Source organism: Snodgrassella sp. M0110 (assembly GCF_016101465.1).
GTDB lineage: Bacteria > Pseudomonadota > Gammaproteobacteria > Burkholderiales > Neisseriaceae > Snodgrassella > Snodgrassella alvi.
Window position 1 is genome coordinate 178,588 of record NZ_JACFQM010000004.1, and the last position, 12,758, is coordinate 191,345.

Annotated in this window: 11 protein-coding genes; 4 read left to right on the forward strand and 7 right to left on the reverse strand. The window is 40.2% G+C overall.

The genetic code is table 11. The features are described 5' to 3' along the window. Nucleotides 1-96 precede the first annotated feature (96 nt). The 4 genes from rfbB to H3T84_RS07510 all read left to right on the forward strand — a co-directional run bounded on the left by rfbB (nucleotide 97) and on the right by H3T84_RS07510 (nucleotide 5,005). Entirely contained in the window at nucleotides 97-1,083 is a 987-nt protein-coding gene (rfbB, locus tag H3T84_RS07495) for a dTDP-glucose 4,6-dehydratase (protein ID WP_198218737.1), read from the forward strand. Between the two features lie 88 nt (nucleotides 1,084-1,171). Next, nucleotides 1,172-1,744 carry a dTDP-4-dehydrorhamnose 3,5-epimerase gene (rfbC, locus tag H3T84_RS07500; protein ID WP_198218738.1) on the forward strand — a complete coding sequence of 191 codons (573 nt, stop codon included), beginning with the start codon at nucleotides 1,172-1,174 and terminating at the stop codon, nucleotides 1,742-1,744. 180 nt (nucleotides 1,745-1,924) lie between these two features. After that, nucleotides 1,925-3,520 (forward strand): DNA recombination protein RmuC, encoded by a 1,596-nt coding sequence (rmuC, locus tag H3T84_RS07505; RefSeq protein WP_370524086.1) that lies wholly within the window; start codon nucleotides 1,925-1,927, stop codon nucleotides 3,518-3,520. A 198-nt stretch (nucleotides 3,521-3,718) separates the two neighbouring features. Continuing rightward, complete coding sequence (locus H3T84_RS07510) at nucleotides 3,719-5,005, forward strand: AmpG family muropeptide MFS transporter (RefSeq protein WP_041880062.1); 1,287 nt, start codon at nucleotides 3,719-3,721, stop codon at nucleotides 5,003-5,005. Between the two features lie 193 nt (nucleotides 5,006-5,198). Here H3T84_RS07510 and H3T84_RS07515 read toward each other — a convergent pair whose 3' ends face one another. The 7 genes from H3T84_RS07515 to rlmH all read right to left on the reverse strand — a co-directional run bounded on the left by H3T84_RS07515 (nucleotide 5,199) and on the right by rlmH (nucleotide 12,751). Then, a complete protein-coding gene (locus H3T84_RS07515) occupies nucleotides 5,199-5,834 on the reverse strand; it encodes an MBL fold metallo-hydrolase (RefSeq protein WP_037475018.1) in 636 nt (211 codons plus the stop codon). A 25-nt stretch (nucleotides 5,835-5,859) separates the two neighbouring features. Further along, nucleotides 5,860-6,666: a sulfite exporter TauE/SafE family protein gene (locus tag H3T84_RS07520; protein ID WP_037475020.1), complete on the reverse strand. Its 807-nt coding sequence runs from the start codon at nucleotides 6,664-6,666 to the stop codon at nucleotides 5,860-5,862. Nucleotides 6,667-6,698: 32 nt separating this feature from the next. Next, the gene (purH, locus tag H3T84_RS07525) at nucleotides 6,699-8,273 is read right to left on the reverse strand and encodes a bifunctional phosphoribosylaminoimidazolecarboxamide formyltransferase/IMP cyclohydrolase (RefSeq protein WP_174834257.1); all 1,575 of its coding nucleotides are present in this window, start codon (nucleotides 8,271-8,273) and stop codon (nucleotides 6,699-6,701) included. 32 nt (nucleotides 8,274-8,305) lie between these two features. Continuing rightward, entirely contained in the window at nucleotides 8,306-8,542 is a 237-nt protein-coding gene (locus H3T84_RS07530) for a Fis family transcriptional regulator (protein WP_037394816.1), read from the reverse strand. Nucleotides 8,543-8,585: 43 nt separating this feature from the next. Beyond that, nucleotides 8,586-9,590 carry a tRNA dihydrouridine synthase DusB gene (gene dusB / locus H3T84_RS07535; protein WP_174830742.1) on the reverse strand — a complete coding sequence of 335 codons (1,005 nt, stop codon included), beginning with the start codon at nucleotides 9,588-9,590 and terminating at the stop codon, nucleotides 8,586-8,588. Between the two features lie 606 nt (nucleotides 9,591-10,196). After that, on the reverse strand, nucleotides 10,197-12,074 hold the full coding sequence (gene dxs, locus H3T84_RS07540) for a 1-deoxy-D-xylulose-5-phosphate synthase (protein WP_174830743.1): 1,878 nt from the start codon (nucleotides 12,072-12,074) through the stop codon (nucleotides 10,197-10,199). Nucleotides 12,075-12,280: 206 nt separating this feature from the next. Beyond that, nucleotides 12,281-12,751, reverse strand: coding sequence for a 23S rRNA (pseudouridine(1915)-N(3))-methyltransferase RlmH (gene rlmH, locus H3T84_RS07545; RefSeq protein ID WP_174830744.1), 471 nt, complete (start codon nucleotides 12,749-12,751; stop codon nucleotides 12,281-12,283). Between the last annotated feature and the right edge of the window lie 7 nt (nucleotides 12,752-12,758).

Here is a 12,758-nt window from a genome sequence, read left to right on the forward strand (position 1 = left end):
TACTTAATAGTTTATAACATAAACTTAAATCTTACATATAAATTTTTTGTAAATTATAATACATTTTAATAAAATTCAATTATTTAGAGACTTGTTATGAATTTTTTGATTACAGGTGGAACCGGTTTTATTGGTTCAACAATGATTAAATTCTTGATTAATCAAACCAATCATTCCGTATTGAATATCGATAAACTTACTTATGCTGCAAATATTGATTCATTGAAAACTGTCTCAAATAGTCCTCGTTACCAATTCTGTCAAACTGATATTTGTAATCAGACTGAATTAGCTACCATTATCAAATCTTTCAGACCAGATATTGTGATGCATTTCGCAGCTGAAAGCCACGTTGATCGTTCTATTAATACACCAGAAACGTTTATTAAAACCAATATTATCGGTACATATACATTGCTGGAAATGGTTTTGAATTATTGGCAACAACTTGATTCAATTCATAAAGAGGCTTTCCGATTTCACCATATATCAACTGATGAGGTCTATGGTGATATAGAACATCCAAATGACTTTTGTACAGAACTATCGCCCTACAGACCTAGTTCACCTTACTCTGCCAGTAAGGCAAGTGCAGATCATCTGGTAAGAGCCTGGCATCGAACATATGGATTACCAGTTATTATTACAAATTGCACTAATAATTTTGGTCCGTATCAATATCCGGAAAAATTAATTCCCCTGACCATTTTAAATGCTATACGCAATATGCCGATTGAAGTATATGGTGATGGTAAACAAATACGTGACTGGCTGTATGTGGAAGATCATGTACGTGCCCTTTATCTGGTAGTCACAAAAGGACGAATTGGTGAAACCTACAATATATGCGGAAATAATCAATACCAGAATCTTGAAATTATTCAAATGATCTGTGATATTCTTGCACTAAAACGACCTGGCGATTATAAACAATTAATTACTTTCATAAATGACCGACCTGGTCATGATGTGCGATATGCATTAGACAGATCTAAAATTGAAGGTGAATTAGGCTGGAAACCCTTAGAGTCATTTTATTCATCATTATATAAAACTGTTAACTGGTATCTCAATAACTATTAAATAGTAAATTTTCACACTTTAATATATGTATTCTCTATATATATAAAATAGTTAAAATTTTTAGTATGCTCGCAATTGTATATTGATTATGAATATTATTGATACTCCGTTTGATGATTTATTAATTTTTGAACCCGATATCTTTTCAGACAATCGGGGCTGGTTTATGGAAAGTTTCAATCAATATCAATTTGAACAGGCTCTTCAGACTCGTAAACATCCCTGTCCTGTTTTTGTTCAGGATAATCATTCACTATCACACAAAGGGGTGATTCGCGGTTTGCATTATCAAACTACTCCACATGAACAAGGTAAACTAATTAGAGTAATTCAGGGACGTGCCTGGGATGTAGCTGTTGATATACGACCATACTCTGCTATGTTCGGTCAATGGTACGGAATAGAACTTTCTGCAGAAAATCATCGTCAGTTCTGGATACCAGCAGGCTATGCGCATGGTTTTATCGCTCTGGAAAACAATACTCAGGTTTTATATAAAACTACTGATTTTTATTCAAAAGAATGTGAGCGTTGTCTGTTATGGAATGATTCTGAGCTAGCCATTACATGGCCTATAAGCTCTGATATGGTAGTTAGCCAAACAGTTAAAGATGCTCAGGCACCAGATTTCGCACATTTTAAACGATATATATTAGGTTAAGACCTTTATTTTATTTTAACAATACCATTAACTTTATCATTTGAACTACAATTAATTCATCGTTCGATACTGCTTGGATAAATGGTTTCCGGGAATGATTTTAAATAGTTCCTGTGAAAATTCAGGCGTGATACTATTACATCTTCTGTGATTCAGTTTGTTCGGTATAAACTTATTATGATGGCTGTTCCTTTAGGTATATGGCTTGTTTGGATTATTTTACTTTTATTAATATCTTTTTTGGTTTATTTAATATCTTATCAAAAGTTACTAAAGGAACGCCAAGCCGGACATATTCTCTTATCTGAAGCCCAAAATGATCTAAGTCGAATCCAGGCAGAAGTAAATAATCTACACCAAATCAATCAGAATTATAATGCTGAGCTTTGTAATTGCCGCCAAGAGTTACAGATCGTACATAAACGTTTAAGTGCAGCCGAAGCTGTTAATGCTCAATTAACCGATACTCAGAGTGCTTTAGAGCGGGAACAGCAAATGTGCCGGTCTGTTTCTACCCAACTGGCAGCAGCAGAACAGCAACTACAAGACTGGCAGTTACGTAGTGAGGAATGGCATTTGCGTGAAGAAGAGTTTCTAAAGGTACAGGAAGAATTAAATCATGTGCGTGTGGAAAATAGCCGTCTGACTACACAGTTAAAGCATGAACGTGAAACTTATGATGAAAAGCTGACTTTGCTTAATGAAGCCCGTGTTAGTCTGATTGATCAGTTTAAATCACTGGCCAATGATATACTTGAAGAAAAAAGTAAACGTTTCAGTGAACAGAATCAAACCAGTCTTAATCAGTTATTAACTCCCTTACATGAACGTATGCAGGGATTTAGTCAGCTTGTACAAAATACTTATGAAAAAGAAGCTAAAGAGCGCACTACTCTTGAAACTGAACTGAAACATTTACAGCAGTTAAATGCGCAGCTGCACAATGATGCTAAAGCACTTACAGATGCATTAACTGGTACCCAGAATAAAAATCAGGGTAACTGGGGCGAAATGATTCTGGAAAAAGTGCTGGAAAATTCAGGTTTACATAAGGGGCGTGAATATGTTTTACAGGCATCCTCTACTGTTATTGATGAGGATGGCCGGCAGCGCCGGCTGCAACCGGATGTTCTGGTGAATTTACCGGAGAATAAACAGATAGTTATTGATGCCAAAACTTCGTTAACTGCTTATGTACGCTATACTCAGGCAACAGATCCCGGTTCTGCGACCAAAGCACTGGCAGCCCATATTCAGTCGGTACGCCAGCATATTAAGGATCTTTCAGCTAAAAGCTATGATGAAATTGACGGGTTAAATACACTGGATTTTGTGTTCATGTTTATTCCGGTTGAACCTGCATACTTACTTGCCTTGCAACAGGATAATCAGCTTTTTGATGATTGTTTTCAGAAACGGATTATGCTGGTCGGACCCAGCACCTTACTGGCGACATTACGTACAATTGCGCATATCTGGCGTAATGAACAGCAAAACCAGAATGCTTTGGCTATAGCCAAAGAAGGCGGCAAACTATATGACAAATTTGTTGGTTTTGTGAATACGCTTGAAGGTGTAGGTAAAAATCTGGATCAGGCTCAGGGACAATTTCAGAAAGCAATGGGGCAATTAGTAAACGGACGTGGTAATCTGGTAAGTAAAGCCAATAAATTACGTCAATTAGGTGTACAAAGCGGTAAAATTTTACCAGAACATTATCAAATCTCAGAAGACGACGAGGAAGAACTAACGCTGTCTATTCCTGATTCACTTTGAAAAAAGTTCGCCATTTATTTTAATGTATTGATGATTTAAATATGATTTTGTTTAAGTATATATCAGCAACTTAAATTATAAACTAACTTACAAGAGCTGTTGACAGACAGTATTTTTAACCATCTTGCCAATTACATAAATAATTAATATTTATGTAGTCTTTCAGGCATATATCATTTGATGCTGGATTGTATCCGAATGACTCAAACTGATTCTCAATCATCTGTTCCATTATTACGCAGAATTTTTAGCCGACATATGCTGATATGTATATTTACAGGTTTCAGCTCCGGTTTGCCGTTATATTTTCTGATTAATCTGATTCCGGCATGGTTAAGTAGTGAACATATAGATTTGGCTACTATTGGTTTATTTTCCATTATCGGCCTGCCTTTTACCTGGAAATTTTTATGGTCCCCATTGATGGATTCAGTTAAATTACCATGGCTGGGGAGACGGCGTGGCTGGATGCTTATCACACAAGTTGCATTATTGCTGACTTTACTCGGTTACATCGGGCTTAATCCTAATCAGAATATGACAACTATAAAAATCCTGTCTGTGTTCGTAGCCTTTTTTGCGGCCAGTCAGGATATTGTTCTGGATGCTTTCCGGCGTGAAATATTGCAGGATAATGAGTTAGGATTAGGTAATACGATTCATGTTTATGCCTATCGTATTGCCGCACTTGTACCGGGTTCCTTATCATTGATTCTGGCTGACACATATCCATGGTCGACAGTATTCGCCATTACCGCATTATTTATGCTTCCTGGTCTATTTATGACGCTCTTTCTGGCACAAGAACCCAAACTTCCGGTAATTACTCATAAATCTTTTAAACAAACAGTTACTGAGCCTTTTAATGAATTTTTTAATCGTAAAGGTGTTGAAAGTGCGTTGCTGATACTGTGTTTTATTTTTTTGTATAAACTGGGTGACAGTATGGCTACTGCACTGGCTACACCTTTTTATCAAGCTATGGGCTTCAGTAATAAAGATATCGGTCTGATTGCTAAAAATGCCGGTTTGTGGCCAACAATTATTGCTGGCATTCTGGGCGGGATCTGGATGATTAAATTAGGTATTAATCGTGCTTTATGGCTATTCGGGCTGGTACAGGTTTTTTCTATATTGGGATTTGTCTGGCTGGCAAGTCAGGGACCTTTTGCCGTAATCGGTTTAAAGCAGCAGTTAATGCTGGCAACCGTTATTGGCGTTGAAGCAATTGGTGTGGGTCTGGGTACGGTTGCTTTTGTGGCTTATATGGCACGTGAAACCAATCCTGCTTTTACTGCCACACAACTGGCATTATTTACCAGTCTGGCAGCAGTACCAAGAACTTTGATTAATGCAACAACCGGTTATCTGATTAACTGGCTGGGCTACGTCAATTTTTTCTGGTTATGCTTCTTTCTGGCATTACCCGGTATGCTGTTATTAATAACAGTTGCGCCATGGAATAAAAACGTAACAGATACTTAGTACTGCTTGTACATATAATTAAACTAAAAAGAGATTATCAGAACTTAGTTTGTGCCTGATTCAAAAGCCAATTGGCAAACTGAATGATCTGGTTCAATTCAGAATATATAATTCTGCATATTTGCATTAAAGCTTCAATAATCAGGTTTTGCAGGATAAATTTGAACTCTTTGTCAGTTAAATGCAAGCCTGATTAGCGTAAATATGGATTATGCAGTTTCTCATGACCGATAGTAGTCATAGGACCATGCCCCGGCAAAACACGAGTACTATCTGGCAAAGTTAGTAGTTTACTTTGAATCCCATGAATTAAATCAGCATGATTTCCGCCTGGAAAATCAGTACGGCCGATAGATTCACGGAATAAAACATCACCAGCAATCAATAAATTATTTTCCTGATTGTAAAACACAACATGACCGGGCGTATGACCGGGTATGTGATAAACAATAAATTTATGTTCACCAACGGATAATTCATCGCCATCTTCCAACCAGCTTGTGGGAGTAAGTGGTTTACTAACCGGAAAACCATAATTAGCGGTAATTTCAGGTAATGCCTGCAACCAATAATCATCAGACTGATGCGGCCCCAACACAGGGACACTTTGCTGCTCAGTTAAATCGGCTACACCACTGGCATGATCAAGATGTCCATGTGTTAACCAGATAGCCTGCAGTTTAAGCTGGTGCTGGCTGACTGCAGATAATAAACGTTCAGCCTCTCCGCCAACATCAGTTAGTACAGCTTCCCTGCTGACATCATCCCAAAGCAATGCTGCATTTTGTTGAAATGGTGTTACTGGTATCACTTGAATTTGTAAAGCCATTATTTTCTCTTATTTTGCTACAAATTTATAAGAATAGTGCTTTGCTTAAAAAATATATACTCATGAATAATAGTAAACAGGCAAAACATTGTTTCAGCATTGTCGGTGAAAGCCGATGAGCTACTTTAGCACCCTGTTTGGCAGTGATAAAGCTCATAATACTTATACCAATAAATGCGTAAATATGAACATAACCAATGGTATGAGCTATATCAATGTGTTCATGCGCTCCAAAGAATATAAAGCCTAATGCCCCAGCAATCGCAATCGGCAAACCACATGCAGCGGAGGATCCTACTGCCTGTTGCATTGCTATTCCGCTTCGATTCAGATAAGGCACTGTTAAACTTCCGCCTCCGATACCAAATAAAGCAGATGCCAAGCCAATAACAACACCTGCACACCAGTGCCAGCATGGATTAATTAACGGTCTGTTCTGTCTGCTGGATTTTACCCGGGCACTGCGAAGCATATTGCCGCCAACAAACAAAGTAAAAATACCGATAACCAGTTGCAATTTCTGACCGGATAAAGCATCGGCAATAGCCGCACCTGCGAATGAGCCAAATACAAGTCCGGGAGTTAACCGTCCTACCACCGGCCAGAGCACTGCATGATTTTTATTATGAGCCAGCATGGAACTGACTGATGTAACCATAATAGTGGCTAAGGATGTGCCAAGCGCAAGATGCATGGTGACAGCCTCACCATAGCCCGCATGCATAAAGACTATATAGAGTATAGGAACAACAATTAAACCGCCGCCTACTCCGAACAGACCGGCAGCAAAGCCGGCTACCGCACCGATTATTAAATAAGCAAGCAGTTCCATAGATTATTTTTTTGCTGCACTAATACTGTATATTAATGGCGAAAGTGGCGTACTCCGGTTACGACCATTGCTATACCATGCTCATTGGCTGCATTAATCACCTCTTCATCCCGTACAGAACCGCCAGGCTGAATAATGGCTTTAATACCCTGCGCAGCAATTACATCTACGCCATCTCTGAAAGGAAAAAATGCATCTGAGGCAGCACAGGCACCTGCCAGCTCAAAACCTGCATCCTGTGCCTTACGGGCAGCGATTCTGGTTGAATCGACTCTGCTCATCTGACCGGCCCCGATACCGTAGGTTTGACCGTCTTTGCCAAAAACAATTGCATTCGATTTTACGTATTTCGCCACTTTCCATACAAACAGTAAATCATGCATTTCCTGTTCAGTCGGTGATCGTAATGTGACTACCTGCAATTGTGCTTTTTCGATCTGATGATTATCCGGTGTCTGTACCAGCAGACCACCGCCAACACGCTTTAATTCAAACTGATTGGCTCCGGCTGACAAGGGAATTTCAAGCACACGTACATTTTTTTTAGCAGCAATAATGGCTTTTGCCTCTGCACTGAATCCGGGTGCCATTAATACCTCAAGAAACTGACCGGTAACTGCTTCTACTGTTGCTGCATCTACCTCACGGTTAAACGCGATAATACCGCCAAATGCACTGGTTGTATCGGTAGCAAATGCCAGACGGTAAGCGGTTAACGTATCCGCTGCAACTGCTACTCCGCAAGGGTTAGCATGCTTAACGATAACACAGGCTGGCTGAGTAAAAGATTTAACAGCCTCCCACGCTGCATCGGCATCAGCAATATTGTTATACGATAATTCTTTGCCTTGCAATTGCTGATAATTAGCCAGACTACCGGCAGCCGGTTTCACATCACGATAAAATGCTGCCTGCTGATGAGGATTTTCTCCATAGCGTAAATCCTGCACTTTCAACCAGTTCTGGTTATATTGCTGAGGAAAAATGTGTAATTGCGGCTTTCCGGACAGATTCTTATCGTCAATACAAGTCAGGTAATTAGTGATCATGCCGTCATATTGAGCTGTATGGGCAAAAGCTTTTCGTGCCAGATTAAAACGCGTTTGCATAGATAAACTGCCAAGCTGCTGTATTTCGGCAATAACGGCTTCATAATCATGATAATCTGTAACAATGGCTACATCCCGCCAGTTTTTGGCCGCAGAACGCACCATTGTCGGACCACCAATATCAATGTTTTCAATAGCATCTTCCAGTGTGCAGTCAGGTTTAGCTACTGTTGCCGCAAATGGATACAAATTTACACAAACCAGATCAATGGTTCCAATATCATGCTCTGCCATTTGTGCTACATGCTCAGGACAGTCACGCCGTCCCAGAATACCGCCATGAATTTTCGGATGTAATGTTTTAACCCGTCCGTCCAGCATTTCCGGAAAACCGGTATAGTCTGCCACTTCGGTGACAGCAATACCGGCATCAGCCAGTAAACTGGCTGTGCCGCCGGTTGACAGCAATTCAACTCCTAATTGTGCCAGCTGATGCGCAAATTCAATTACACCAGTTTTGTCTGATACACTCAGCAGTGCCCGTTTGATTACAGCCATAATTTCTCCCTTAATATGCGAATATTACTGATTTAATCCAGCAGATGATGCTGGATTAATTTTTTACGTAAAGTATTGCGGTTCAAACCAAGAATTTGTGCTGCACGTGTCTGATTGTTATCACATACGTCCATTACACAACGTAATAGCGGTAGTTCCATCTGCTGTAATACCATATCATATACTGCACAAGGTGTTTCACCATCAAGATCAGCAAAATATTGACGTACATTTGCCTCTATACATTGAGCGATACTAACTTTAGGCATTTCACTCATTTACATTTTCCTTATATAACTCAGGGCAAACTGCTTATTGCTCACGGTAATCACATGGCCACTCTGTTAATTGTGCTACTTGCCTGTCCAGAAAATCATTAACCAGCTGCAACTGTATTTGCGCATCATCTCTCGTATTCACCTGTCTGCGAAAAATTTCACCTTCCGGTAAACCAGACACATACCAGCCAATATGTTTACGGGCAATGCGCACCCCCGTAAATATCCCGTAAAAATCATGTATAGCAGAAACATGATTAACTATAATTTGCGCATGCTCCGCTACGGTCAGTGGCTGCGGTAAACAACCATGCTTATAGTAATGTACCAAATCGCGGAACAACCATGGCTGTCCCTGTGCAGCGCGCCCGATCATTACACCATCGGCGCCAGTTTGTTGTCTTATATCAATCGCTTTTTGCGGGCTGGTAATATCACCGTTAACCCATAATGGCAGATTTATCTGCTGTCTTACTTGTGTAATCAGATCATAACTTGCCGTTCCCCGGTACATTTGTGTTCGTGTTCGTCCGTGGATAGCAAGAGCAGCAATTCCTGCTTGTTCAGCTATTTGCGCAATGGTTAAAATATTACGATGATCATCATCCCATCCCAGACGGGTTTTCAGCGTTACCGGAACATCAACTGCGCCGACAACTGTTTGCAAAATAGTCTTAACCAGTGCTTCATTTTGTAATAGAGCACTACCAGCCAATACATTACATACTTTTTTTGCCGGGCAGCCCATATTAATATCAATTACTTCAGCACCACGGGCTACATTATAGCAGGCAGCCTCGGCCAGCTGCTGCGGATCACTACCCGCAATCTGTACTACCCTGACCCCGCTTTCACCGTCGTAGTCTGCCCGCTGCAAAGTCTTACGAGTTTTCTGTAAATAAGGATCACTGGTAATCATTTCACTTACAGCCCAGCCTGCACCAAATTCACGGCATAACTGACGGAAAGGTTTATCAGTTATACCTGCCATCGGAGCTAAGGCAAACGGAGTAGCAAGCTGATAACAACCAATTTGCATAATTGCTAAATCAAACGGAGAAAGAAGAATAAATATCTAAATATTGTACATTTTTTAGGCACTCACTCCAAATATAAATAATATTATTAACATAGTTCATTGATTAATTTAAAAAATTATTTATTAAATATAAAATAGTTTTAGCCCGCTAATACTATAGCCCAGTTTGTTTTCTGCAATTTGCTTTCAGATGTCCGAAATAGATATTTGCTGCATCGGTTAAATACTGATTAATCGATTACGAGTAAAATACTAACTAACAGGCCAGAATATAATAAATTTTATGCTATCTGCTTATATTTATCTCTACTGCAATAAAGCGACTATTTCAAAATGTCAGCACTTGGATAAGAAGATATAAAACAGCCTGTCGACTTGTTGGTCAAATAACCACAAGCAGATTACTGGTGATATTTAAAGTGATTTTAAGGCCTGCTGGCAATATTTATTTTATTTGCGAGTGAAGTTAGATGATTTTAGTTACAGTTAGGTGGCAGAATATATTGAAAGCTACAAATCCAGTCTATCCTACTAAAAGAGCAGCTTAATAAAGTTTTATTAAGATAAAAAACTCTATTAAGCTGCCTGATACTATTTAGATAACAATTATTCTATCCATTGAAGAATTTGTTGCTGAATTTTTTCTGCACTTAATCCCATTTGCGCTAACAATCGTGCTGTATCACCATGTTCAGTAACAATATCAGGAATTCCGAGTGTCAAAACGGGTTTAGTCAGATTATGCTGTACCAGCGCTTCAAGCACAGCACTTCCTGCACCGCCAATTTTACTGTTTTCTTCAAGCGTAACTATATAATCATGTTCTGCTGCCAGTTGTACTAATAACTCTGTATCCAGTGGTTTGACAAAACGCATATCTGCTACTGTAGCATCAATAGCATTAGCTACAGTCAGTGCCGGTTGTACCATACTACCAAACGCTACCAAAGCAATTTTACTTCCTTTGCGGCGTACTACTCCCTTACCAATTGCTACTGTGGACAAATCTGATCCCGCTTCGATACCGGTACCCGTACCACGCGGATAACGCACAGCCGCCGGCTGATTAAGCTGATAGCAGCTTGATAATAGTAAACGGCATTCGCGTTCATCACTAGGAACAGCAATTACCAGATTAGGTACACAGCGCAAATAGCTTAAATCATAGACACCCGCATGTGTCGGACCATCTGCACCGACAATTCCACCGCGATCAATAGCAAACAAAACCGGCAAATTCTGTAATGCCACATCATGAATCAGCTGATCGTAAGCACGTTGCAGAAAAGTTGAATAAATTGCTACAACCGGCTTCATCTGCTCACAGGCAAGTCCGGCAGCAAAAGTAACCGCATGCTGTTCTGCAATACCTACATCAAAATAACGTTCAGGGTAAAGCTTCTCAAACTCTACCAGACCACTGCCTTCACGCATTGCCGGAGTAATGGCCAGTAATTTATTGTCTGCTGCGGCCTGATCGATTATCCACTGACTAAAAATCTGTGTATAAGTGGGTTTAGCAGCCCCGGCAGATGAATGCAAACCCTGCTGAGGATCAAATGCACTGACAGCATGGAATGCAACCGGATCATTTTCTGCCAGTTTATAGCCATGCCCTTTTTTAGTAATAATATGCAACAATTGCGGCCCTTTACGGCTGCGCATTTCCTGCAATACATCTACCAGCTGAATCACATCATGCCCGTCAACCGGACCGGAATAGGTAAATCCAAAATTATCAAATAATGATAAAGTTTCAGAGCTGGTGCTTTCTTCAATCAGCCCCTTAATTTTATTTTCTACCCGCTGAGCCACATCCAGAGCACCCGGAACCAGACTCAGCACTTTTTCTGATTTGTGCTTGATAGATTTCACTAAGTCTTTTACATCATGCAAAGGATTTTTCGCTAAATATTTGGGTAAAGCTCCCACATTGGGTGAAATAGACATTTCGTTATCGTTGAGAATAACCAGCAAATCAATGTCCATATCTCCGGCATTATTCAACGCTTCAAATGCCTGTCCCGCCGTCATTGCCCCGTCACCAATAATAGCCACACTACGATTGGTTTTATGCTGTAATTTATCAGCAACAGCCATACCCAGAGCAGCACCAATCGAAGTAGAGGAATGACCGACGCCAAACACATCGTATTCAGACTCGCTTCGTTTAGGAAACCCAGCCAGACCACCGCATTGCCGCATTGTATTCATGCGTTGCTTACGTCCGGTCAGAATTTTATGCGGATAACTCTGATGCCCTACATCCCAAATCAGATGGTCATATGGCGTCTGATATACATAATGCAAAGCAACAGTTAACTCAACTGCCCCCAGATTACTGGCAAAGTGTCCACCTGTTTTACTTACTGATTCCAGTAAATAGGCGCGTAATTCATCGGCCAGCTTAGGTAACTGTGTTTTTTGTAAACGACGAACATCCTGCGGTAAATCAATGGTATCAAGCAGTGGTGTAGGATTCATGATCAGACTTTGCTTATTATTAATTTATTAATCCGGGTGACAGATCAAATACCTGCCAAGTAAATGCAGAGTAATTATATACCAGCATACCCCCTGCACGGGGGTATTTCATTGTATGACGATAAATTATTTTTATCCGGATTCATCCAAATAATTTAAGTCAATCAAAACAATTCAATCTTAAATTACCAATCAACACTATTGAATTACTCACGATGATAAGGATGATTATGCAGAATCGACTGTGCACGATAAAGCTGCTCTGTCAGCAATACCCGCACCATACCATGAGGTAAAGTAAGACTGGAGAGCCGCAATAACAAATTCGCCCGCTGCTTTAAACCATCAGTCATACCATCGGCACCACCAATAACAAAACACAGATTATCACCCTGATGCTGCCATTTTTTTAACCAGTCAGCGAGTTCCATCGAAGTAGGGGCTTTTCCGCGCTCATCCAGAACTATCAGGTAACTATGCGCAGGAATGGCTGTAACAATACGCGCCTCTTCTGCAGCCATTGCCTGCGCTGTACTAGTCCCGGGACCACGTTTTTCCGGCTTGATTTCTTTAAGCTGAAACTGAATTTCACGACCAAATCTTTTACTGTAATCGGTCACAGCATAATCTACCCATTGCGGCATTTTCGTTCCTACCGCCAGCACAGTAATATTCATTCAATTC